The following is a 23,618-nucleotide window of genomic DNA, read 5'->3' as shown; positions in this document are numbered from 1 at the left end:
ATATGATCGAAGTTAAGACTTCTGAACTTAGTGATGGAGAATTTAATAGAGGTGTATTTGCAACTCGTGATATTAAAAAAGGTGAGTTGATACACGCAGCACCAGTTATCTCTTATCCGAATGAACAGCATGAACACATTGAGAAAACATTACTTGCTGACTACGCATTTGAGTATGGAATCAATCATACGGCAATCCTTTTAGGATATGGTATGTTATTCAATCATTCATATACACCGAATGCAACGTATGATATTGTCTTCGAGAACCATACGTTTAACTTCTATGCTTATAAAGATATAAAAGCAGGAGAAGAAATTTTAATCAATTATAATGGTGAAGTTGATAACGATGAGCTGTTATGGTTTGATAAAGAAAAAGAAGAGAACGAAAAGTAATATAAAGAGTATAGAAAGAGCGCATTCTGTGGGATGTGCTCTTTTTTTATTGATGTAAATAAAGTAAAAAGTACAAAAAAATACCACTTTCTTTTTGTGTGGTATAGTAAGATACTGAGGGATAGTGTTTTGAAAAAGTCACATATTTTACAAATTGTTGTCTTTCTGATGACATGTCAAGTTTAGTAGTCCATTTGGGTTGCTTTATTATGCAATATATATTTTAATATGAGTGGCACCTCTTATAAATTAAGAGGTTTATAGGTGTCTCGAATTGATTTTGGGTACACTGTATCCACCACTTTAGGTTCTTTCATGTACGTGGGGATATTATGGGCCCGTATAACGGGATAAAATGAATATAGAAATAGAGGAATCGTAAAATGAATATGCAAGAGGTTTATAAATATTTAAGTACGGTATTGCCTGAAGGACATGTTAAACAAGATGAAATGTTAAAGAATCATACGCATATTAAAGTTGGCGGAAAAGCAGATGTTTTTGTTGCGCCTACAAATTATGATGAAATTCAAGAAGTTATCAAATATGCGAACGAATATAATATTCCAGTTACGTTTTTAGGAAATGGATCGAATGTCATTATTAAAGATGGTGGAATTCGCGGGATTACAGTAAGTTTAATTCATATTACAGGTGTTACTGTAACAGGAACGACGATTGTAGCACAGTGTGGTGCAGCAATTATTGACGTATCACGTATTGCCTTAGACCATAACTTAACGGGTCTTGAGTTTGCTTGTGGTATTCCAGGTTCAGTTGGCGGAGCATTATATATGAATGCTGGTGCATACGGCGGTGAAATTTCGTTTGTATTAACAGAAGCTGTCGTAATGACAGGTGATGGAGAGCTACGTACTTTGACGAAAGAAGCATTTGAATTTGGATATCGTAAGAGTGTATTTGCGAACAACCATTACATTATTCTTGAAGCGAGATTTGAACTTGAAGAAGGTGTACATGAAGAAATTAAAGCAAAAATGGATGATTTAACGTTTAAACGTGAGTCAAAACAGCCTCTAGAATATCCTTCATGTGGTAGCGTATTTAAGCGCCCACCAAATAACTTTGCTGGTAAGTTAATTCAAGACTCAGGACTACAAGGTAAGCGAATTGGTGGAGTAGAAGTTTCTTTAAAACACGCTGGGTTTATGGTGAATGTTGATAACGGAACAGCACAAGATTACATCGATTTAATTCACTTCGTACAAAAGACAGTTGAAGAGAAATTTGGCGTGAAGTTGGAGCGAGAAGTAAGGATTATTGGAGAAGATAAGGAATAACAAAATACGTATGAAGATATGAATTATTTCAAAATAATATTTGGGTATTGTTGACAATTTGTTTTCAATTCAATATAATGGCTAATAATTTAACAAATAACATACGTTGAAAGAGCCCAGTAGCAGTTTGTCACTGTTAACGAGAGAGCTAGGGGTTGCTGGAACCTAGCACAAACAAACTTGCGAATTACACTCTGGAGTATCTTAGGTAATGCTAAGCGGACTAGCAATCGATATTATTGCTAAGAGTGGTATGAGTAGCTATGCTATTTATGCAAACTGGGTGGTAACACGGTGAATAATCGTCCCTATGTCTATCGTAGACATAGGGGCTTTTTGTTTTTAAAAAATAAAGGGGATGACAAAAGATGAATATTATTGATGAATTAGAATGGCGCGGCGCCGTTAATCAGCAGACTGACGAAGAAGGTTTACGTAAGCTAGTAGAAGAGAAAAAGATTTCGCTATACTGCGGAGTTGATCCGACTGGTGATAGTATGCATATTGGACATTTGATTCCGTTTATGATGATGAAGAGATTCCAATTAGCTGGTCATCATCCTGTTATTTTAATTGGCGGGGCAACAGGAACAATTGGTGATCCGAGTGGACGACAATCAGAGCGTCAACTTCAAACGTTAGAAGTGGTTCAGCATAATGTAGATGCGTTAACAGCACAAATGAAAAAGCTATTTGATTTTGGTGGAAATAGCGAAGTGAAGATGGTAAATAACTATGATTGGACACATGAAATAAATATTATTGAGTTTTTACGTGATTACGGGAAAAACTTTAGCATCAATAGCATGTTAGCGAAGGATATTGTAGCAAGCCGTTTAGATACAGGTATTTCTTTCACGGAATTCACGTACCAAATTTTGCAAGCGATGGACTTCCATCATTTATACACGAAAGAGGATGTTCAACTTCAAATTGGTGGTAGTGACCAATGGGGAAATATTACGAGTGGTTTAGATTTAATTCGTAAGTTAGAAGGTCATGAGGCGAAAGTATTCGGATTAACGATTCCGTTATTATTAAAATCGGACGGTACGAAGTTTGGTAAATCAGCAGGTGGTGCGGTTTGGCTTGATCCTGAAAAAACGACACCGTTTGAATTTTACCAGTTCTGGGTAAATACAGATGACCGTGACGTAATTAAATACTTGAAATACTTTACGTTCTTAACGAAAGAGCGTATTGATGAATTAGCAACGAAGGTAGAAGCGGAACCTCATAAACGTGAAGCGCAAAAAGTGTTAGCAGAAGAAATGACGAAATTTGTTCATGGAGAAGAGGCGTTCCTGCAAGCTGAGAAAATTACAGCAGCGTTATTTAGCGGAGATATTAAATCGTTAACAGCTGATGAAATTGAACAAGGCTTTAAAGAAATGCCAACATTCCAGTCTTCAAAAGAGACGAAAAACATCGTAGAGTGGCTAGTCGATTTAGGAATTGAACCATCTAGACGACAAGCACGTGAAGACATTAATAATGGTGCGATTTCTATGAATGGTGAGAAAGTAACAGATGTGGGTACGGATGTTACTGTAGAAAATTCATTTGATGGAAGATTTATTATTATTCGTAAAGGGAAGAAGAACTACAGCCTTGTGAAGTTAGGCGAATAGTTTGTGTGAAAGGATGGGAGTAGGAAGAATACTTCCATCTTTTCGTATACACAATTTGGACATAAAATAATCAGTAAATTTAGATAATTAAAAGGGTTATATTATTCTTCTGACGAATAAATAAGTTAGAGAAAATTACGGATAAAAATAGCCCGAACCATGCAGGGCATGATTCGGGCTTATATTCAGATTAGTAAGCTAAGCTGAATAGACCTTTAATGTGTGATAAGTAACGAACGTTACTTGCTTCTTTCATTAATGATGCTGGTAAGCCTTTAAGTGGAGTATTGCTTGCTCCGATTGTAGCAACCGCATCTTTACGTCCTAGACTAGCAAGTGTTCCAGAGTTTACAGGTGCGAACTCTTCTAATGCTTTGCCTTCTAGTGCTGCGTATAAGTTGTATCCAATTAACTCACCCATTTGCCAAGCAATTTGTGCAGTTGGTGGGTATGGACGTCCGTCTGGAGCGAAGACAACAGCGCTGTCTCCAGCAACGAATACGTCTTTGTGAGAAGTAGATTGTAGGTATGCATCAACTGTTGCACGTCCACGGTTAACTTCAAGACCTGATTCACCGATTAATGGGTTACCTTGTACGCCGCCCGTCCAAACGAATGTGTTAGCAACAAGTTTTTGACCGTCTTTTAAGTCGATTTCGTTGCCAGCAACGTTTGTTACAGGAAGACCAGTTAAGAATGTAACGCCGCGCGCTTCTAGGCTAGTAGTTGCACGTTCGATTAAGTGGTCTGGTAATACTGGAAGGATTTTTGGACCTGCTTCAACAAGAAGAAGTTTCACTTCTTTTGGATTTACGCCGTGGCTTTTTGCAAGTTTAGGCATAATGTCAGCAAGCTCACCAACTAGCTCAACGCCAGTTAATCCGCCACCACCGATTACGATTGTAGCATCAGCTTCGTTTTTCGTTTTCGCGTATTCACGAATACGGTCTTCAACGTGTTTGTAGATTTTATTTGCATCAGCAGCAGATTTTAATACCATGCTGTTTTCTTCTAGTCCTGGAATACCGAAGTAAGCAGTTTTACTTCCTAAAGCAACTACAAGTGCATCGTAAGATAAAGTAGTGCCGCCAGCTAATTTGATTTCTTTGCTATCAACTGAGAATGACTCAACTGTTGCAATTTTAAGGTCGATGTCTTGTCCTTTGAAAAGCTTTGTAAGTGGCATTGCAACTGCTTGCTCAGACACGTTACCAGCTGCAAGGCGGTGTAGTTCAGTGATGATTTGGTGTGTTGGGTATTGGTTAATCACTGTAACTTGTGCTTCTGATTTGCTGTAATATTTACGTACGTTTAAAGCGGCAAGAAGACCGCCATAACCAGCGCCTAAGATGACAATTTGTTTTGACATAGTATGATATCCCCCGTCTTTACTAATTGTTGTTATAAGTTAAATTATTTATTGTTACGTTCTGCACTAATTTGAAGATATGCGTTCACAAAGCGGAACATTTTTTGTGCTTGTGGATCTTTTAATAATTTTAAAAGACCGAATAGGCCGATAACTTCGTTGCTTTCGTCAGCACGATCTTTCGCTTCGATTGCAGTTGCAGCCATGCTTTTCACTGTATCTTTTACAGGTTCTACAAGCTCTGTAATTGCACCAACAGTGTCGCTTTTTAATACTTCATCAGTAGCAACAGTTTGAGCGAAGTCATAAGACTTAGTTAAAATGTTAACAAGCTCAGTTAATTTTGGAAGCTGTTCTACTAGTGTTGTTAATGATTCTTGTACCTCAGGTTTTAACAACTGATCAAGTACATCAAGTTGTCCTTGGCTAGCAGAAATTTGTACAGTTTCTTGTTCTGGCTTTGTTTGAGTCATAGTTTCTGGCATCTCCAATTCTCCTTTACGATAGCAATACTCTTATTTTTGATAAGTAAGATAGTAAACGGTTACGAAACTTTATACAAAGTTTCACAAAACACAATAAAATGCCTTTAAATTTATGACAGCAAGTAAGCTGCAAACATAAATCTAAAACCATAACGTCTTACTTATTATTTATGAACTGTCCGATACATGGCTTGTCCGCATAATGGAAAAGCTCCGTTACCGGAAAGTGTATATAATATATATCCTATATTATATACTATATACACCTATGTTAACATAAAAATGATTCCTAATTATTTGATATTGAGTGTATAACGTAGTGCTGACAAGGTATGAAAGCGTATAAAATATTTTGTTTCAGTTAGAAATGTACATATATATATAGAAAAAAAGGAAGAAACGAACAAATTCATGTTCGTTTTTTCCTTTTTCCTATTATTCACCTTCCGCAATTAGCATCGATGTGTTACCTTCTTTTTGAAGATGGCATTCGCCCCAAGAACAAAGAGAATCAAGAATGGATTCTAAAGACCAACCGTAATCAGTAAGAGAATATTCTACTTTTGGCGGGACTTGATTGTATACTTTTCTTTGAATAACGCCGTCGTCTTCTAATTCACGTAATTGCTGTGTTAACATTTTTTGTGTAATACCAGGCATGGAACGTTTTAGTTCACTCGTTCTCTTTGTACCTTTCGTTAAGTGACAAAGGATAACAACTTTCCATTTGCCGCCGATAACTTCTAAAGTCGCCTCTACAGGAATATTGTATTTCTTCATATGAAATCCTCCCTTTGTGAGTAAAATAAGTTAAATCATACAAATGTTACTTTTTAGTACCTATAGCACTTTAAAGTACGTACTTTTTATCATGTTAAATATGTTTCATAATAGCACATGTAAGAGGCAAATGAGTAGTACGGTACCAAAAAGTGACTATGTTACTTTTTAGTGCCTATAGTACTTTAAAGTGCGTTCTTCAAAAAAAGAATGAAACCATTCATAATAGCATTTGTAGAGATTAAATATATTTTTTAGAAGATAAAAGGGCCTTTTTATCACACTATTATGATTGGATTTCTTGTAATAAGGAGGAATTCAATTGAGTTCATATACAGTACCATCTTCGGAAGTTCAGACGAACCGAAGAAGTATGTTTGCTTTATTAGCACTAGCAATTAGTGCGTTTGGGATTGGTACAACCGAGTTTATTAGTGTCGGTTTATTACCATCGATTTCAAAAGATTTAAATGTTTCTGTTACAACAGCTGGTTTAACTGTTTCCCTATATGCGTTAGGGGCGGCAGTAGGAGCTCCTGTTTTAACAGCGTTAACGGCTAGTATGTCGAGAAAGACATTATTAATGTGGATTATGGTTATTTTCATTATTGGTAATGGTATTGCGGCATTAGCAACAAGCTTCACTGTATTAATTATCGCAAGGATTGTATCTGCGTTTGCACATGGTGTGTTTATGTCGATAGGATCTACAATTGCGGCTGCAATCGTACCAGAGAATAAACGTGCTAGCGCAATTGCGATTATGTTTACTGGATTAACAGTTGCAACTATTACAGGTGTGCCAATTGGAACGTTTATCGGTCAACAATTTGGCTGGAGAGCGTCATTTATGGCGATTGTCGTAATTGGAATTATTGCTTTTATCGCAAACAGCATACTAGTCCCATCTAATTTAAAAAATGGTGTACCTGTATCGTTTCGTGATCAATTCAAACTAATTAAAAATGGAAGACTATTACTTGTTTTCATTATTACTGCACTTGGATACGGCGGTACATTCGTAACATTTACGTATTTATCACCGCTATTACAAGAAGTAACAGGGTTTGAAGCGAGTACTGTCACTATTATTTTATTAGTGTATGGAATCGCCATTGCGATAGGGAATATGGTCGGCGGAAAATTATCGAATCATAATCCGATTCGAGCGCTATTTTATATGTTCCTTATTCAAGCAATTATATTATTTGTTTTAACATTTACAGCGCCATTTAAAGTAGCTGGATTAATCACAATTATTTTCATGGGACTATTCGCATTTATGAATGTTCCGGGGCTACAAGTATATGTAGTTATATTGGCAGAGCGCTTTGTTCCAAGTGCGGTTGATGTTGCTTCAGCAATTAATATTGCCGCATTTAACGGAGGAATCGCTTTAGGTTCTTATATAGGTGGCCTTGTAACGAATTCGTTAGGATTAATCCATACTGCTTGGGTAGGCGGTCTTATGGTAGTAGCCGCTGTTATTTTAACAGCGTGGAGCATGACATTAGAAAAAAGAGATCAAGTAAAATAAAAGGAGAGAAAATAAAATGAAAAACTTACAAAGTAAAACAGTATTAAGTAATGGTGTAGAAATGCCTTGGTTCGGTTTAGGTGTATTTAAAGTAGAAGAAGGACCAGAACTTGTAGAAGCAATTAAATCAGCAATTAAAGCAGGATACCGCAGCATCGATACAGCTGCAATTTACGGAAATGAAAAAGCTGTAGGTGAAGGAATTCGTGCAGGTATTGAAGCGACTGGTATTGCAAGAGAAGAATTATTTATTACTTCAAAAGTATGGAACGCAGATCAAGGGTATGAAACAACAATCGCTGCATACGAAGAGAGTCTAAAAAAATTAGGACTAGATTATTTAGATTTATATCTTGTTCACTGGCCTTCAGAAGGAAAATATAAAGATACATGGAGAGCGCTAGAAACACTTTATAAAGAAAAGCGCGTACGTGCAATTGGTGTAAGTAACTTCCAAATCCATCACTTACAAGATGTAATGAAAGATGCAGAAATTAAACCAATGATTAACCAAGTAGAATACCACCCTCGTTTAACACAAAAAGAACTACAAGCTTTCTGTAAAGAACAAGGTATTCAAATGGAAGCATGGTCACCACTAATGCAAGGTCAATTATTAGATAACGAAACATTACAAGAGATTGCTGAGAAACACGGTAAAACAACAGCTCAAGTTATTTTACGTTGGGATCTTCAAAATGGAGTAATCACAATTCCAAAATCAACGAAAGAACACCGTATTATTGCAAACGCTGATGTATTTAACTTTGAATTAACGAAAGAAGATATGGAAAAAATCGATGCGTTAAATCAAAATCATCGCGTTGGTCCAGATCCTGATAACTTCGATTTCTAAGATTAAGGTAAGAAAAAAGAGTGCTTAAAAGCACTCTTTTTTTGTGCATAAAAATAGTTTCTAAATAAATACTACTTAGTATTAAGTTTGTTATTAAGGGGCTGTAAACATGAATATAAAGCAATCGTTCAAACTTTTAGCTATGTTTTTAAGTGTTTTATTTGTGTTATTCCCACTTCAAAAAGCATTCGCAGAAGTGATGGACCATACAAAGTATCAAATGGATTGGAGTTATAGTAAGTCCAAGAAGAAGCCAATTCGAACAGAGCTTATTAAAACGGCAGATGGCAAAATTGCTTTTTGCTTAAATGTAGATTTGAAATCTCCAAGCGGTCAAGATTTACCGGAAATGGGGAAAGTGGATATTAATGTGTACCGTGTACTATTGAATGGATATCCACAAAAGAGTCCACAAGAATTAGGGGTATCTGATTGGAGAGAGGCGCATTACGCAACGCAGCTTGCAGTGTGGAATGCGTTAAAACAAATCGATATTAATGATTTAGACTTCCGTAATAAAAATGTAGAAAAGGTAACGAAAGATATCGTTGCAAAAGCAAGTGCTAGTGAAGAACTACAAGAAATTACGATGAGTGTAACTCCTACAGAAGAACAAGAAGCAGTCTTGAAAAATGATTTCTTTGAAACAGGCTTATATACAGTAGAAACAAATGCAAAAAGCGGAACGTATAAAGTGCAAGCAACAGGTGCACCAGCGGGCGTGAAATTTGCAAATGAAAAAGGCGAAACAAAAACAGAATTTAATGTAGGAGAAAAGTTCCGCATTTTAATTCCGAAACAAACACCAGCTGGTGGATTTAGCTTTAAAGTATCAGGAAATTTAACGAAATTACAAGGGATTGCGCATAAAGGTACACCGACTATTCAAAATGCAGTAGTATTACTTGAGCGTAGTGAAGAAAAAACAAGTCCAGAGTTAGCGGTAAGTTGGAAAAAGGCTGAGGCTCCAAATAAACCAAATAAGCCATATACTCCAAATGAACCGCATAAACCGAATCAAAAGAGATAATGAAAAAGCATTGGTATATGCCAATGCTTTTTCATATGAATTCTTTAAAGGTATATTAAGATAATAATTAATCGAGTGAAACACTATTCTAATGTTTGAAAAAGTATTTAAAAATAATAAAATATGGAGAAATCTAAACGTTACAATAAATGGATTTTATTCACGAAATTGTAACATTATTCTAATTAGAGAGGCTATCAAACAAAGTGTAAAGCGTGTACAATTCAGTTGGAAAAACTACCTATAGATGGTCATATATGAATAAAATGTAAAATGCTATTACTGTTTTTATTTTTAGATGTATAGATGACAATACTGAAAAATATCTTTTACTATTCTCTTTTTTATGTAGCAAGAGAACTCATCACAAATAGAGAGAAGTGAGGAGGGCATATTACATAAAAATTTTACAATGTAAGAAAGCGAATACATGGAGGGAAATGCGGTAGTAATAGATACAGGTGCGCGAGGTGTTAGTCTATTCATTAAATGTTTTTATAAAAATAATAGGATTTTTTATTAAATGGATATATAGGATAGTTTCTCTAAATAAAGGAACAGGGGACACAGATTATGTCGAAGAAAAAGACGAGTAGGGTATTAGTAGCTGGTGTTTGTTTAGCTACGTTATTAACGCCATATGGACTTGAATTACCTAAGGTGTATGCAGAGATGACGATTGAAGATAAAGAGAAACAGCAAGAAGAGCGAGTGTATCAATTACTGCCAAAAGGTGATGTAGAAGGGATGCGTGAGTTGCATCAGCGTCGAATGAGTTTTTCTCCTTATGAGCCAACGGGCATTTATGTAAAGTCAGGTGAAGAAGTAGTTATTCAAGTAGAAGGGACTCAACAGATTAAAGCTTATATTGGTACATATTCTTATGAAAAAGAAGAACCTAAACAATTCAATTTAAATCCTGGTGAGAATAAAATTTCTTCTTCAAATGGGGGACTATTATACTTTTACAATTATCACAACACAGCAGAAGTAGTCGCTAAAGTGAAAAAAGGTGGTACACCAAACCCTTTATTTATTTTAGGAAAGCATACGACAAAAGATTGGAAGCGTATGTTGGCAGAAAACCCTGATCCATATGCAATAGAAATGAAGGGAGAAAATAGTTTATTAACTATGCATCCTGAAACTGTGGCGGAACATTTGAAGCAAGAAGATCCAGCTGCGCTATTAAAGAAGCACGATGAAATAATTAATATAGAACATAAGATATCAGGTTTATCAAAAGATGGTGCGGGTGTTGCGAATCAAGGTAAACATTCCATTCATTTTGTTGAAGACTGGTATACAGACGATTATATGTATGCGACTTATTATCGAACAGCTTATAGTAAAGGCAATTTAGAGTCAGTACTAAATCTAGAAGAGTTAACCAATGATGGATGGGGGCCTTGGCATGAAGTTGGACATCAACATCAACAAGACACTTGGTTATGGGATGGACTTGGAGAAGTAACCGTTAATATTTATTCTTTGGCAGTTCAAACTACATTCGGGCATAAAACAAGGTTAGAGCAAGAGGGGCGCTATGAAGCTGCATTTGCTTATTTAGGTAAACCGGATGCACAAGAAAAGATGAATGAATTTGAGAAATTAGTTATGTTTTGGCAGTTGCATTTAGCCTATGGGGATCAATTCTATCCAAATTTACATCAAATGTATCGTTTGTTACATGATACAGAACTGCCTAAATCTGATGAAGAGAAAAAGCAGATGTTTATTTATATGACGTCAAAAGTGGCAGGACAAAATTTAATTCCTTTCTTTGATAAATGGGGATTAATTGCAAATGATGCTACAAGAGAAAAGATTGAAAAATTAAATTTACCAAAATTAGAAAAAGAAATATGGTTATCTACAGATAGCAATCCAATTCGTGAAAAACAAACTGAGTTATATGAAGTTCCATATGGCGAGCCAAATAATGAAAAAATACAAAATGTGGTAATCGGTACTACATATGATGAGGAAAAAGCAAAGGAACTTGTACAGAATTTAGGAGAAGGTGTAAAGACAACAGGTGTGATTATGCAAGATAAGCCTGAAGTTGGAGAAAAAACTGTAAAAGTAGAAATTATAGATGAAAAAGGTAATAAGAATTTAATTCCTGTTGTGGTGAATGTCGGTTATGAAAATGGTATAGTCTTCCAAGGTGATGGGAATAAGATACGTTCTATCGTAACGGCTAATTATAATACGAAAAAGCTACAGGCAACATTTACGGACTCTAAAGTTCATTATCGTTTTGAAAACGAAAAATATATGGGAATAACGATATATGATCGAAGTGGAAATGTAAAGAAAAGCATTTCAGTAGAAGGGCAAGAGAGTTCGAAAAACTTTGCAAATCAATTAAATGGCTTAGATTTCGCATATGGTGATGTTGTCGAAGTATATCATGCGGAATCAGATCGATTAAACTGGTATCAAAATAACGAATTTGTAGGCAAGGGGAAAGGGAAAGCGGAACAAAAGTTTTACTTTAAAATAACGGAGCAAGGTTTCGAGAGAGTCGAAGCTCAACAACAAGTAACAGCAGTACCGCAAAAGGTAGTAATTGGAATAGACACTGAAAAATTAAATGCAAAAGACTTTGTTCAAGTAAAAGATGGAGAAGTAATCGGATTTGTAGAAAAACCAAATACAACAAAAATCGGTGAACAAAAAGTAAAAGTAGAAACGAAAGATCGTTTTGGAAATAAGCAAGTAACAGAAGTGCCAGTAGAAGTGGTTTATGGAGATAGTATTGCATATGCAGGATATGGCGATGATATTGCTTCAATCGTAACTTTAAAGCACGAAGAGAAGAGATTCCATGCAACTGATATGGATAGCGAAATTCATGAGTATTTTAATAAAGAGCTATACATGGGAATCACGTTATATGATGGAGCAGGAAAAGAGAAGAAACATGTAACAGCAGAGGGACAAGAAACATCAGAGAACTTTGCGAAGCAAGTGAATGGTATGCAGTTCGAGTATGGAGATGTAGTGAAAGTATTCCACGCAGAACCGGTTCGTTTGAAATGGTATCAAAATAATACACTTACTGGTCAAGGTGAGAAAAAAGGGGCAAAAGAACTATTCTTCAAAGTGACAGAAAAAGGCTTTGAGAGAATGGATATGTTGCAAGAAGTAACAGTGAAGCCTCAACAAGTAATAGTTGGAACGGATGTAGAAAAGTTAGATGCGAAAAACTTTGTTGAAATAAAAGACGGAGAAGTAGTAGGTTTTGTAGAAAAGCCAAATACAACAAAAATTGGTGAACAAAAAGTAAAAGTAGAAACGAAAGATCGCTTTGGAAATAAAACGGTGACGGAAGTTCCGGTGGAAGTGATTTACGGAGATAGTATTATGTTCTTTGGTACAAGTTATGGAGGAACAAATATTAAATCAGTTGTAACGTTAAATCATGAAGAAAAGAAATTCAGTACAACGGGTGCAGAAGGTGCAGCGCATACGTCATTTAAAGACGAAAAGTATATGGGAATGACTGTATACGATAAAGATGGAAAAGAAAAGAAAGAAGCATCAGTAAAAGGATCTGAAAATACAAAAGGGTTCGCAGAACAATTTAATGGCATGGCCTTTGAATATGGGGATATGGTAAAGATATACCAAAAAGAGTTTGATAGATTTAAAGTATATAAAAAGAATGAACTAGTGGATACGGAATACGGTGTTCATGAAGTGATGTTTAAAGTGACAGAAAAAGGCTTTGAGAAAATGGAAGCTCAGCAAGAAGTAACACTGGTACCGCAAAAAGTAGTAATTGGAACAGACGCTGAAAAATTAGAAGCAAAAAACTTTGTTCAAGTGAAAGACGGAGAAGTAGTAGGTTTTGTAGAAAAGCCAAATACAACAAAAATCGGTGAACAAAAAGTAAAAGTGGAAACGAAAGATCGTTTTGGTAATAAAAAAGTGACAGAAGTTCCTGTGGAAGTGACATATGGAGATAGTTTAGTATTTAAAGGTCTCAATTATAGTACTGATATTAAATCGATTGTAACAATGCAACACGATCAGCAAAAGTTTAGTGCCACAGCTGATTCAAAGCAAGTGCATCATTACTTTAAAGAAGAGACGTATTTTGAATTTACATTGCTAGATCAAAATGGAAATGAGAAAAAGAAAGTAACTGTAAAAGGTGTTGAAAATGCGGAAGAATTCGCAAAATCAATTAATGGCTTAGGATTCGATTACGGTGATGTTGTGAAAGTATATCATGCAGAATCAGACCGCTTTAATTGGTATCAAAATAATAACTTTGTCGGTCAAGGTAAAGCGAAGATAGAAAAAGAATTACTGTTCAAGGTAACTAAACAAGGTTTCGAGAGAATGGAAGCTCAACAAGAAGTAACAGCAAAACCGCAACAAGTAGTAGTCGGAACGGAAGTAGAAAAGCTAGATGCAAAAAACTTTGTTGAAGTAAAAGGTGGAGAAGTAATCGGTTTTGTAGAAAAACCAAATACAACTACACTTGGAAAGCGAACAGTAAAAGTAGAAACGAAAGATCGTTTCGGAAATAAGAAAGTAACAGAAGTGCCAGTAGAAGTGATTTATGGAGATAGTATTATGTTCTTTGGTACATGGCATGGTGGAACGAATATTAAATCAATTATCACATTAAATCATGAAGATAAAAAATTAAGTACAGTAGGTTCAGATGGGCCGGTTCATACTCAATTTAAGGGTGAACAATATATGGGTCTCTCTGTGTTTGGTAAAGATGGAAAAGAGAAGAAGCAAATGATCTTAGAAGGAATGGAAAATACAAAAGCATTTGCGGAACAATTTAATGGTATGACGTTTGAATATGGTGATGTAGTAAAAGTATATCAAGCGGAATTCGATCGATTTAAAGTGTACAAAAAGAATGTAGAAGTGAATGCACAGTATGGTGTGAATGATGTATTCTTTAAAATTACAGAAAAAGGTTTTGAAAGAACAGAAGGTATGAAAGAAATAAAAGCTTAAAAGTAAGAAAAGCTCGTAAAACATAATGTTTTACGAGCTTTTTTTATTATTCAGCTTCAGAAACTACTGTGAAGCGTTCGTTTACGTGTTTTGGATTTTCGATTTCATCAAGTGCTGCAACTGCGAAGTCTTCGTAACTTACGTAGCTATCACCTTTTGCGTTCACAAGAAGATTGTCTTTGCCAGCTTTGTAAGAACCAGTACGTTTTCCTAATGCAAATAGTGCAGAAGGGCTGATGAATGTCCAAGTGATGTCATTTGTTTGTTGCAGAATTTCTAAGTTTTTACCTTGGTTTTGAGCAGTTGCAAGATATTCTTTCGGGAAACCTGGTGTCTCAAATACACGTGTTGTTTTCTCTTCGTCTACAAATAAGCTTCCAGCGCCTCCAACTACAAGTAATTTTGTATTTGGTGCACCTTTCATAGCTTCAATAAGTACGTTTCCTGCATCTACGTGAAGGTGTTCTTCGCCTGCTGGAGCACCGAATGCATTTACAACTACGTCAAATGCCTGCAGGTCGTTAGATGTAAGAGAGAATACATCTTTCTCTAAAACTTTTACGTTTTCTTCTGTAATTTTTGCAGCGTTTCTTACGATTGCAGTTACTTCATGTCCGCGATCCAATGCTTCTTTTAAAATACGACTTCCTGCTTTACCAGTTGCTCCGATAATTCCGATTTTCATAATAAATCCCTCCAAAGTGTTTTGTTAAAGTGTATATCTGAAAGTAAATGAATTTGTTGTAATTAGGTTTGTTACAACCTGTTGTAATCATTATAGTTACAGGTCGGTGTTTTTGTCAATAGGGTTGTTTGTGAATTTATTTTTTGTTTTAGTATGCACAGTTAGAGGGAGGGTAGTCAGTCATAAAGATATTGTTACTGTGAACCTGGCTAATATTTGGAAATTGCAAATTGTCGAAAAATGTTGATTTTTGAATGTTTTTTAAATATAATTCGTTTTATGGAGAAAAGGAGGGGTTAATTGTATGAATATTTTAGAGCAATTTATTTCATCAACAAATACAATTCTTTGGTCATATATTCTTATTGCAATGTTAATTGGTTTAGGTCTTTATTTTTCTATTAAATTGAAATTCGTACAAATTACTCATTTAGGGGAAATGGTTCGACTAATGAGTGATGGATTAACTGGAAAGACGCGTAAAAAAGGTAGTGTATCTTCTTTCCAAGCGTTTTGTATGAGTTCAGCAGCTCGTATTGGTATCGGTAACTTAGCTGGTGTAGCATTAGCTATATCTATGGGAGGACCTGGAGCTGTATTTTGGATGTGGGTTATTGCGATTATCGGGGCTTCTTCAAGTTTCGTAGAAAGTACGCTTGCCCAAATTTATAAAGTAAAAGATGGCAGTGGCTTCCGTGGTGGTCCTGCTTATTATATGGAAAAAGGTTTAAATAAACGTTGGATGGGAATTTGGTTTTCTATCCTTATTACAGTTAGTTACGGTTTAATTTTTAACTCAGTACAAGCGAATACAGTAACATTAGCGTTTGAAAATGCATTTGGTTTAGAGCGTTATATTGTTGGTATTGTATTAGCTGCATTAGTTGCGGTTATTATTTTTGGTGGTGTAAAAAGTATTGCACGTATGTCGGAAATGATTGTTCCGCCAATGGCGCTTGTTTATATTGCGGTAGCTATTTTTGTTGTCATTAAAAACTTCTATTTAATACCAGATGTGTTTACGGAAATCTTTAAAGGTGCATTCGGTTTAGATTCAGCTGTAGGTGGCGGTATCGGTGCTGCGATGAAATATGGTATTCAGCGCGGATTATTTGCGAACGAAGCAGGTATGGGTAGTGCGCCGAACGCGGCAGCAACAGCTGATGTAACGCATCCAGCAAAACAAGGTTTTATTCAAACGATCGGCGTTTTAGTAGATACATTCTTAGTATGTACATCAACAGCATTTATCGTACTATGTTCTGGTGCATATAAAGCAACGAATTTAGAAGGTATTGAATTAACGCAAAATGCATTAAGCTCACAAATCGGCCCGTGGGCAAGTAGCTTCTTAGCGATTATTATTTTCTTATTTGCATTTAGTTCTCTTTTAGGAAACTACTATTATGGTGAAACAAATATTGAATTTATTAAGCAAAGCAAAACGTGGTTAACAATTTACCGTATTGCGGTAGTTGGAATGGTATTATTCGGTTCTGTTGCGACGCTTCAAGTTGTATGGAATATGGCAGACTTATTTATGGGTCTAATGGTAATCACGAACTTAATTGCGATTACACTTCTTGGCCGATTTGCGTACGCGGCATTAACAGACTATGTAAGGCAAAAGAAACAAGGGAAAGATCCAGTCTTCAGTGCAGATTCTATTCCTGGTTTAACGAATACAGAGTGCTGGGATAAGCCAGTGGTAACAGATAAAGAAAAAGCAGTGTAATTGAAAAGGCGAGCATCGAGGTAAATTCGATGCTCGCCTTTTTTGTTGTAGTAAATGATGAAAAGGGTGAGAGGTAATTATTAATATAACTTTTTTTGTTTGTTTCTCTCGTTATTTGTGGGGAACGTACTGTTTTAAAAGTATGGCTGGTCGAAGAGGATAAGTGATTGAGTATTGGATAAATGCATGTAATAGCTATATTTTTATGTAAAAAAACACGTATGTTAAAAGAATTAACATACTCATGTCATGAAACCTCACATAAAGTTCTTGATTACTTAAAGTTTTTAGAATATAATTTTCTTATTGTTAGGAAGAGGGGGCAATGCAAATATGGATTTTTTAGCTAGGGTAATTGGGGATGTAAATAATATCCTTTGGTCATATGTCATTATTGCGATGTTAATTGGGTTAGGGCTCTATTTTTCATTTCGTGTGAAATTTGTCCAAGTTCGTTACTTCGGTGAAATGATTCGTTTGCTTGGGGATGGAGCAAGCTCGAAAACGAGGAAAGCGCAAAAAGAGAAGAGCGGTGTATCATCATTTCAAGCATTTTGTATGAGTACAGCTTCTCGTGTAGGTACTGGTAACTTAGCTGGTGTAGCTATTGCGATTTCAGCAGGTGGTCCAGGAGCAGTATTTTGGATGTGGTTAATCGCGGTAATTGGGGGTGCTTCTGCATTTGTAGAGAGCACATTAGCGCAAATTTATAAAGTAAAAGATGGGAATGCATTCCGTGGGGGCCCAGCGTATTATATGGAAAAGGGTTTAAAGAAACGCTGGTTAGGTGTTGTGTTCTCTGTTCTAATAACAGTAAGTTTCGGATTGATTTTTAACGCTGTACAGTCTAATACTGTAGCGGCTGCCTTTGATGGAGCGTTTAAAACAGATAGTAGATTAGTAGGTCTTGTTATGGCTGGTTTACTTGCAGTTATTATTTTCGGCGGAGTAAAACGAATTGCTCGCGCGGTTGAAATGATTGTTCCAGTAATGGCAATTATTTATGTAGCAGTGGCGTTATTCGTTGTTGTAACAAACATTACGGCAATTCCATATGTATTTAAAGAAATTTTCTTACATGCTTTCGGAATTAAAGAAGTAGTAGGCGGAGGATTAGGAGCTGCGATTTTATTAGGGGTAAAACGTGGGTTATTCTCAAATGAAGCAGGTATGGGTAGTGCGCCGAACGCAGCAGCGACTGCAAACGTAACGCACCCAGTTAAACAAGGTTTCATTCAAACTTTAGGGGTATTTACTGATACATTATTAATTTGTAGTTGTACAGCATTTATTATTCTTTTATCAGATGTGCATAATGCAGCTGATTTAAATGGAATTCAATTAACGCAGCAGGCGTTAAGTCAACATATCGGTCCATGGGCTTCTATATTTGTAGCGGTTGCGATCTTCTTGTTTGCATTTAGTTCATTAGTAGGTAACTACTACTATGGTGAAACAAATATTGAGTTCTTAAATGGAAGTAAAGTGTTATTAAATGCATACCGCATTGCTGTACTTGGTATGGTTATGCTAGGATCTGTAGCGACAATTCAAATCGTTTGGGATTTAGCAGATTTATTTATGGGAATTATGGCTGTTATTAACTTAGTAGCAATTGTATTCCTTTCTAAGTATGCTTTCGCAGCGTTATCAGATTATATTAAGCAAAAGAAACAAGGGAAAGATCCAGTCTTTTATGCGGAGTCTATTCCAGGTTTGAACAATACAGAGTGTTGGGATGAGCCAGCAGTAGCTGATAAAGAAAAAGCGGTATAATGAAAAAGGCATCAAGTGAAACTTGATGCTCTTTTTTTGTTTTATTCAACTATTTGCAGATAGTAAAAGACGAACATTCATAGACGTTTTATAATAAAATGTAATTTTTTTAAGAAAAGTGCGGATATGATTTGTGATTTGTGTTAGAATGGAAAATGCCTTTGAAACAAGAGGTTTTATGATTTTTCCTATCCGATTGAAGATTTTGGAGGGGGAATGGAAAGTTCGGATTATTTCTTGTTTTGAGTAGTCAGACGTTCAACGTTAATGAAGAGTTAAATGGAGGATTTTATTAATGAAGTTTGTTATGTTTCTTGTAGGATTACTCGTTGTATTTGTACTCGGTTTTCTTATAAGTGCCGATCGAAAGAAGATTAAGTATAAACCAATCGCAATTATGCTTATTATTCAGCTAGCATTATCTTATTTCTTATTAAATACACAAGTTGGTTATATTTTAGTAAAAGGAATTTCAGATGGATTTGGTGCACTTCTTGGATATGCGGAAGCTGGAATCGTTTTCGTATTTGGTGGTCTTGTTAATAAAGGAGAGGTTTCATTCTTCTTAACAGCGTTATTACCAATCGTATTCTTTGCGGTTTTAATCGGAATTCTGCAACACTTTAAAATTTTACCGATATTTATTCGTGCTATTGGTACGTTGTTAAGTAAAGTGAATGGTCTAGGAAAACTAGAATCATATAACGCAGTAGCAGCTGCCATTGTTGGACAAGCAGAAGTATTTATTACAGTAAAAGATCAATTAAGTAAAATCCCAAAACATCGTTTATATACATTATGTGCATCTTCTATGTCGACAGTGTCGATGTCAATCGTTGGTTCTTATATGAAAATGATCGAACCGAAATATGTAGTAACAGCACTTGTATTAAATTTATTTAGTGGTTTCATTATTATTCATATTATTAACCCGTACGATATTACAGAAGAAGAAGATACACTGAAATTAGAAAATAAGAAAAAACAATCATTCTTTGAAATGTTAAGTGAATATATTATGCTTGGTTTCACAATCGCGATAACAGTAGCAGCGATGTTACTTGGTTTCGTAGCATTAATTACAGCAATTAATAGCTTGTTTGATTCCATGTTCGGTATTACATTCCAAGCTATTTTAGGATATATTTTCTCACCATTAGCATTCGTAATGGGTATCCCGCAAGCAGAAATGGTCACAGCGGGACAAATTATGGCAACAAAATTAGTATCAAACGAGTTTGTTGCGATGCTTGATCTTGGAAAAGTAGCTGGTGATTTATCGGCTCGTACAGTTGGTATTCTTTCTGTATTCCTTGTATCATTTGCGAACTTCTCATCTATCGGAATTATTGCAGGTGCAACAAAAGGTATCGATGAAAATCAATCAAATGTTGTATCATCATTCGGTCTACGCCTTGTGTACGGTGCGACATTAGTAAGTATTCTATCAGCGATTATCGTTGGTGTTATGTTATAAAGTGAAACTTTAATGAATGGGGTGGCTTTATCCCCGCTCATTATTAGCCCTCACCAATCGGGGTAAAAAAGGATAGTCCTAGCTCATAGCTAGGGCTATTTTTATGGTAAATTTACATGAAAAAACCAATTAATTAGGAATATATTAACATATGAAAATCTTTTAAAATTTATATTGCATTTCATCTAGATAACGCTTACAATTTGATTTGTAGGTGGTATCAATTTCAGACTTTCAAGTATGGTAGGAGAGAAGAAGCTACCTTTTATAAATTGCAATTTATGTAAACGCTTACTGATTTTAGATGACAGTTGAATAGTTTTAGGGGTTTTAAATTTTTTTAACAACAATGGTCAGACGTCATTCGTTATACGTTATACGTTATACGACCAATAACTCGTGGGAGAAGTGGAGGATTCACATATGAAGTTCGTAATGTTTCTAGTCGGTTTACTTGTAGTGTTTGTACTAGGTTTCCTTATTAGTTCAGATCGTAAGAAAATTAAATATAAACCAATTGCACTTATGCTTGTCATTCAATTGGTACTTGCGTATTTCTTACTAAATACAAAGGTCGGATTCGTATTAGTAAAAGGGATCGCAGATGGATTTGGCGCTATTTTAAAATTTGCGGAAGCTGGGGTTAATTTCGTATTTGGTGGTCTAGCAAACGATGGACAAGCACCATTCTTCTTAACAGTATTATTACCGATTATTTTCTTAGCAGTATTAATCGGGATCCTGCAACATATTAAAGTTTTACCGATTATCATTCGTGCAGTCGGTTTCCTATTAAGTAAAGTTAACGGTTTAGGAAAACTAGAATCATATAATGCGGTAGCAGCTGCAATCGTTGGTCAAGGGGAAGTATTCATTACAGTAAAAGATCAACTAAGCAAATTACCGAAAAATCGTTTATACACACTTTGTGCATCTTCAATGTCTACAGTATCGATGTCAATCGTCGGTTCTTATATGAAAATGATTGATCCAAAATATGTAGTAACAGCACTTGTATTAAACTTATTCAGTGGATTCATTATCGTTCATATCATTAATCCATATGAAGTAAAAGAAGAAGACGATATTTTAGAATTACAAGAAGACAAGAAACAAACATTCTTTGAAATGTTAGGCGAATATATTATGCTTGGTTTTTCAATCGCTGTAACAGTAGCGGCGATGTTAATCGGTTTCGTAGCATTAATTACAGCAATTAACGGTGTATTTGATTCAATTTTCGGAATCACATTCCAAAGCATTTTAGGATACATCTTCTCACCATTAGCATTTGTAATGGGTATTCCAACATCAGAGATGCTACAAGCAGGACAAATTATGGCAACAAAATTAGTAACGAACGAATTCGTTGCAATGCTTGATCTTGGTAAAGTAGCTGGTGATTTATCAGCTCGTACAGTAGGTATTTTATCTATCTTCCTTGTATCATTTGCGAACTTCTCATCTATCGGAATTATCGCAGGTGCAACGAAGAGTATCGATGGCAAACAAGCAAACGTTGTATCATCATTCGGTTTAAAACTTGTATACGGTGCAACGTTAGTAAGTATATTATCAGCGATTATCGTTGGGGTTATGCTTTAATAAATAATAAAGAAGTCGTTTATCTCTCGCTTAGAGGGATGAACGACTTTTTTGTTTTTGTATGATAAATAATATAGAGAGGAGGAATTAGGTTGAAAGAACAGGGTATTTTAAAGGAACTTGATGAGGTTATAGATAACATTAATCATTTAACTGGAGAAGATGCTAGAGCATTTTTGAAATTTACACATGGGTACTTAAACATAGTAGAAGAGGGAGAGGGTACTTTTACTCATAGTGATTTTGTTGAAAAGGTTGCAGGGCTTTATAAGAAGGATATGGCTAAGGTTATTGAGCTTAGAAAAGAACAAATTAAAAAATCACCTTAATCCATTCATTAAGGTGATTAAAAGTATTATTCAGCTGGAGGCGTAAATGTACGTTTCTCTAATTCAGCATCTAGCATAAACAGTGCGTTTGAATCGCTTGTAATACGTTTTAATTTTTGAATGATGCTATCGAATGAAGCTTCTTCTTCAACTTGTTCGTCAACGAACCATTTTAAGAATGTAATTGTTGCATGTTCACGCTCGTCCCAAGCGATATCAGATAAGTTATAAATACGTTTCGTTACTTCACGCTCGTGCTCAAGTGCGACTTCAAAAGCGTTTAATACAGATTCGTATTCGTTATTCGGATTATCAAATCCAGTAATAATAGCGCGCTCTCCGCGGTCATTAATATAGTTGTAAAGCTTCATTGCGTGGAAACGTTCTTCTTCAGCTTGTACAAGGAAAAAGTTAGCGAATCCATCATAGCTCTCAGCTGTACAGTAAGCAGCCATTGCCATATAAGCATGGGCAGAATAAAATTCAAAGTTCATTTGTTCATTTAATGCGTCGTGCAATTTTTTTGATAACATAAAATCCCCCTTAGTATTGTGACAAGAATATTATACCATAATTGATAATATTCTCATTTAGATACTTCGAACCTTTTCGAAAGCTTTGTGACGTGTGCGTCCATAATGTCTTGTAAGTCTAAATCATATTTTTGCGAAAGAATAATAAGGTTAGATAGTACATCGCCAAGTTCTTCTTTTAGTTCTTGTTTTAGCTCTTCTTCTGTTTTCGCCTCTTCATCAGGGCGATCGCGGCCAATTTCAATAGCACGAACGACTCGTGAAACTTCCCCAACTTCCTCGGTTAAGAAATTTAAGCGAATAAAGGCATTATACTGTGACCAGCTTCGTTTTTCGTAAAATTCCTCAACCCATCTTTGAAATGCAACGATATCCATTTCTTCCTCATCTCCTCAATATGTTGTACAATGTTCATTGTATCATAACAATATATAGTTTCGGGGTGTAGGAATGAGAAAGATTTGTGTGTTTGCAGGTTCTAATTTAGGGGAGAGACCAGAATTCAAAGAGCAGGCAATTCAGTTAGGTAAAATGTTTGTTGAGAACGACTATGAGCTCGTATACGGTGGTTCATGTGTCGGATTAATGGGAGAAGTAGCAAACGAGGTTCTTCGTTTAGGTGGACGTGTAACAGGTGTTATGCCGCGCGGTCTATTTCGAGGAGAAATTGTACATACAGGATTAACAGAATTAATTGAAGTAGAAACAATGCACGAACGTAAAGCGAAAATGGCAGAGCTTGCGGATGCTTTTATCGCGCTTCCAGGCGGATACGGAACGTTTGAAGAACTATTTGAAGTTGTATGTTGGTCACAAATTGGTATACATAATAAGCCGGTTGGTTTATTAAACATAAAAGGTTTTTACGGACCAATTTTGCAAATGGTTGAACGTGCAGCGGAAGAAGGATTTATGAATCCATCGAATAAAGAATTGATCGTTTCAGCTGAGACAGCAGATAAACTAATTCATGCAATCCAAAATTATGAGCGTCCTGTTTTGGGAACGAAGTGGAAGCAACTATCATAGCAAATACGGAAACACATGTCGTTTTAATGTAAGACGGCATGTGTTTTTAATTTGGTTAAATATGTTA

19 protein-coding genes and 1 other annotated feature are annotated in these 23,618 nt (G+C 35.6%); of the genes, 13 read left to right on the top strand and 6 right to left on the bottom strand.

Annotated features, from left to right (window positions below; translation table 11 throughout):
* Positions 1–2: 2 nt before the first annotated feature.
* The 3 genes from DN399_RS25045 (at position 3) to tyrS (ending at position 3,330) form a co-directional block, all read left to right on the top strand.
* The gene (locus DN399_RS25045) at positions 3–398 is read left to right on the top strand and encodes an SET domain-containing protein (RefSeq protein ID WP_000573649.1); all 396 of its coding nucleotides are present in this window, start codon (positions 3–5) and stop codon (positions 396–398) included.
* Positions 399–781: 383 nt separating this feature from the next.
* On the top strand, positions 782–1,699 hold the full coding sequence (murB, locus tag DN399_RS25040) for a UDP-N-acetylmuramate dehydrogenase (protein ID WP_001057102.1): 918 nt from the start codon (positions 782–784) through the stop codon (positions 1,697–1,699).
* Positions 1,700–1,796: 97 nt separating this feature from the next.
* Positions 1,797–2,012 (top strand) — a binding site (T-box leader).
* A gap of 55 nt (positions 2,013–2,067) precedes the next feature.
* Positions 2,068–3,330 (top strand): tyrosine--tRNA ligase, encoded by a 1,263-nt coding sequence (gene tyrS / locus DN399_RS25035; RefSeq protein WP_001021096.1) that lies wholly within the window; start codon positions 2,068–2,070, stop codon positions 3,328–3,330.
* Positions 3,331–3,520: 190 nt separating this feature from the next.
* Here tyrS and DN399_RS25030 read toward each other — a convergent pair whose 3' ends face one another.
* The 3 genes from DN399_RS25030 to DN399_RS25020 all read right to left on the bottom strand — a co-directional run bounded on the left by DN399_RS25030 (position 3,521) and on the right by DN399_RS25020 (position 5,964).
* Positions 3,521–4,699, bottom strand: a complete 1,179-nt coding sequence (locus tag DN399_RS25030) for an NAD(P)/FAD-dependent oxidoreductase (RefSeq protein WP_006918768.1) — start codon at positions 4,697–4,699, stop codon at positions 3,521–3,523.
* Between the two features lie 44 nt (positions 4,700–4,743).
* Entirely contained in the window at positions 4,744–5,184 is a 441-nt protein-coding gene (locus tag DN399_RS25025; protein WP_001115309.1) for a DUF1641 domain-containing protein, read from the bottom strand.
* Positions 5,185–5,619: 435 nt separating this feature from the next.
* A complete protein-coding gene (locus DN399_RS25020) occupies positions 5,620–5,964 on the bottom strand; it encodes a winged helix-turn-helix transcriptional regulator (RefSeq protein ID WP_149150023.1) in 345 nt (114 codons plus the stop codon).
* Positions 5,965–6,337: 373 nt separating this feature from the next.
* Between DN399_RS25020 and DN399_RS25015 the strand changes: the two genes are divergently transcribed.
* The 4 genes from DN399_RS25015 (at position 6,338) to DN399_RS25000 (ending at position 14,382) form a co-directional block, all read left to right on the top strand.
* Positions 6,338–7,501, top strand: a complete 1,164-nt coding sequence (locus tag DN399_RS25015) for an MFS transporter (protein WP_174402579.1) — start codon at positions 6,338–6,340, stop codon at positions 7,499–7,501.
* Positions 7,502–7,517: 16 nt separating this feature from the next.
* Entirely contained in the window at positions 7,518–8,357 is an 840-nt protein-coding gene (locus DN399_RS25010; protein ID WP_000793568.1) for an aldo/keto reductase, read from the top strand.
* A gap of 109 nt (positions 8,358–8,466) precedes the next feature.
* On the top strand, positions 8,467–9,387 hold the full coding sequence (locus tag DN399_RS25005; protein WP_016123728.1) for a thioester domain-containing protein: 921 nt from the start codon (positions 8,467–8,469) through the stop codon (positions 9,385–9,387).
* A 573-nt stretch (positions 9,388–9,960) separates the two neighbouring features.
* Positions 9,961–14,382, top strand: coding sequence for a putative mucin/carbohydrate-binding domain-containing protein (locus DN399_RS25000; RefSeq protein WP_086388922.1), 4,422 nt, complete (start codon positions 9,961–9,963; stop codon positions 14,380–14,382).
* Positions 14,383–14,428: 46 nt separating this feature from the next.
* Here DN399_RS25000 and DN399_RS24995 read toward each other — a convergent pair whose 3' ends face one another.
* Positions 14,429–15,067 carry an NAD(P)-dependent oxidoreductase gene (locus DN399_RS24995; protein ID WP_000689895.1) on the bottom strand — a complete coding sequence of 213 codons (639 nt, stop codon included), beginning with the start codon at positions 15,065–15,067 and terminating at the stop codon, positions 14,429–14,431.
* Between the two features lie 304 nt (positions 15,068–15,371).
* Between DN399_RS24995 and DN399_RS24990 the strand changes: the two genes are divergently transcribed.
* The 5 genes from DN399_RS24990 (at position 15,372) to DN399_RS24970 (ending at position 21,989) form a co-directional block, all read left to right on the top strand.
* Positions 15,372–16,802, top strand: a complete 1,431-nt coding sequence (locus DN399_RS24990; RefSeq protein ID WP_001022930.1) for an alanine/glycine:cation symporter family protein — start codon at positions 15,372–15,374, stop codon at positions 16,800–16,802.
* A 333-nt stretch (positions 16,803–17,135) separates the two neighbouring features.
* Positions 17,136–18,578: an alanine/glycine:cation symporter family protein gene (locus DN399_RS24985; protein WP_000346408.1), complete on the top strand. Its 1,443-nt coding sequence runs from the start codon at positions 17,136–17,138 to the stop codon at positions 18,576–18,578.
* A gap of 295 nt (positions 18,579–18,873) precedes the next feature.
* Positions 18,874–20,055, top strand: coding sequence for a NupC/NupG family nucleoside CNT transporter (locus DN399_RS24980; RefSeq protein ID WP_000673839.1), 1,182 nt, complete (start codon positions 18,874–18,876; stop codon positions 20,053–20,055).
* A gap of 423 nt (positions 20,056–20,478) precedes the next feature.
* Positions 20,479–21,660 carry a NupC/NupG family nucleoside CNT transporter gene (locus tag DN399_RS24975; RefSeq protein WP_000673874.1) on the top strand — a complete coding sequence of 394 codons (1,182 nt, stop codon included), beginning with the start codon at positions 20,479–20,481 and terminating at the stop codon, positions 21,658–21,660.
* A 92-nt stretch (positions 21,661–21,752) separates the two neighbouring features.
* Positions 21,753–21,989 (top strand): hypothetical protein, encoded by a 237-nt coding sequence (locus DN399_RS24970; RefSeq protein ID WP_000662911.1) that lies wholly within the window; start codon positions 21,753–21,755, stop codon positions 21,987–21,989.
* 26 nt (positions 21,990–22,015) lie between these two features.
* On the opposite strand, the gene DN399_RS24965 is transcribed toward DN399_RS24970, so the two are convergent.
* Both DN399_RS24965 and DN399_RS24960 read right to left on the bottom strand, forming a co-directional pair.
* A complete protein-coding gene (locus tag DN399_RS24965) occupies positions 22,016–22,522 on the bottom strand; it encodes a ferritin (protein WP_000949403.1) in 507 nt (168 codons plus the stop codon).
* Positions 22,523–22,575: 53 nt separating this feature from the next.
* Positions 22,576–22,899, bottom strand: a complete 324-nt coding sequence (locus DN399_RS24960) for a MazG nucleotide pyrophosphohydrolase domain-containing protein (RefSeq protein ID WP_000355758.1) — start codon at positions 22,897–22,899, stop codon at positions 22,576–22,578.
* Between the two features lie 73 nt (positions 22,900–22,972).
* Between DN399_RS24960 and DN399_RS24955 the strand changes: the two genes are divergently transcribed.
* A complete protein-coding gene (locus DN399_RS24955; protein ID WP_001225751.1) occupies positions 22,973–23,551 on the top strand; it encodes an LOG family protein in 579 nt (192 codons plus the stop codon).
* The last annotated feature ends 67 nt before the right edge of the window (positions 23,552–23,618 follow it).

The organism is Bacillus sp. AR4-2, assembly GCF_008274865.1.
Taxonomy (GTDB): Bacteria; Bacillota; Bacilli; order Bacillales; family Bacillaceae_G; genus Bacillus_A; species Bacillus_A cereus.
This window is presented reverse-complemented; position numbering and strand designations above follow the sequence as displayed.

Excerpts from the sequence above, each read along its gene's own strand:
- tyrS (WP_001021096.1), top strand. The coding sequence starts at position 2,068 with ATGAATATTATTGATGAATTAGAATGGCGCGGCGCCGTTAATCAGCAG.
- DN399_RS24985 (WP_000346408.1), top strand. The coding sequence starts at position 17,136 with ATGGATTTTTTAGCTAGGGTAATTGGGGATGTAAATAATATCCTTTGG.
- DN399_RS25010 (WP_000793568.1), top strand. The coding sequence starts at position 7,518 with ATGAAAAACTTACAAAGTAAAACAGTATTAAGTAATGGTGTAGAAATG.
- DN399_RS25030 (WP_006918768.1), bottom strand. The coding sequence starts at position 4,699 with ATGTCAAAACAAATTGTCATCTTAGGCGCTGGTTATGGCGGTCTTCTT.
- DN399_RS25025 (WP_001115309.1), bottom strand. The coding sequence starts at position 5,184 with ATGCCAGAAACTATGACTCAAACAAAGCCAGAACAAGAAACTGTACAA.
- DN399_RS24960 (WP_000355758.1), bottom strand. The coding sequence starts at position 22,899 with ATGGATATCGTTGCATTTCAAAGATGGGTTGAGGAATTTTACGAAAAA.
- DN399_RS25045 (WP_000573649.1), top strand. The coding sequence starts at position 3 with ATGATCGAAGTTAAGACTTCTGAACTTAGTGATGGAGAATTTAATAGA.
- DN399_RS24980 (WP_000673839.1), top strand. The coding sequence starts at position 18,874 with ATGAAGTTTGTTATGTTTCTTGTAGGATTACTCGTTGTATTTGTACTC.
- DN399_RS24955 (WP_001225751.1), top strand. The coding sequence starts at position 22,973 with ATGAGAAAGATTTGTGTGTTTGCAGGTTCTAATTTAGGGGAGAGACCA.
- DN399_RS25015 (WP_174402579.1), top strand. The coding sequence starts at position 6,338 with ATGTTTGCTTTATTAGCACTAGCAATTAGTGCGTTTGGGATTGGTACA.
- murB (WP_001057102.1), top strand. The coding sequence starts at position 782 with ATGAATATGCAAGAGGTTTATAAATATTTAAGTACGGTATTGCCTGAA.
- DN399_RS24975 (WP_000673874.1), top strand. The coding sequence starts at position 20,479 with ATGAAGTTCGTAATGTTTCTAGTCGGTTTACTTGTAGTGTTTGTACTA.
- DN399_RS25000 (WP_086388922.1), top strand. The coding sequence starts at position 9,961 with ATGTCGAAGAAAAAGACGAGTAGGGTATTAGTAGCTGGTGTTTGTTTA.
- DN399_RS25005 (WP_016123728.1), top strand. The coding sequence starts at position 8,467 with ATGAATATAAAGCAATCGTTCAAACTTTTAGCTATGTTTTTAAGTGTT.
- DN399_RS24995 (WP_000689895.1), bottom strand. The coding sequence starts at position 15,067 with ATGAAAATCGGAATTATCGGAGCAACTGGTAAAGCAGGAAGTCGTATT.
- DN399_RS24990 (WP_001022930.1), top strand. The coding sequence starts at position 15,372 with ATGAATATTTTAGAGCAATTTATTTCATCAACAAATACAATTCTTTGG.
- DN399_RS24965 (WP_000949403.1), bottom strand. The coding sequence starts at position 22,522 with ATGTTATCAAAAAAATTGCACGACGCATTAAATGAACAAATGAACTTT.
- DN399_RS25020 (WP_149150023.1), bottom strand. The coding sequence starts at position 5,964 with ATGAAGAAATACAATATTCCTGTAGAGGCGACTTTAGAAGTTATCGGC.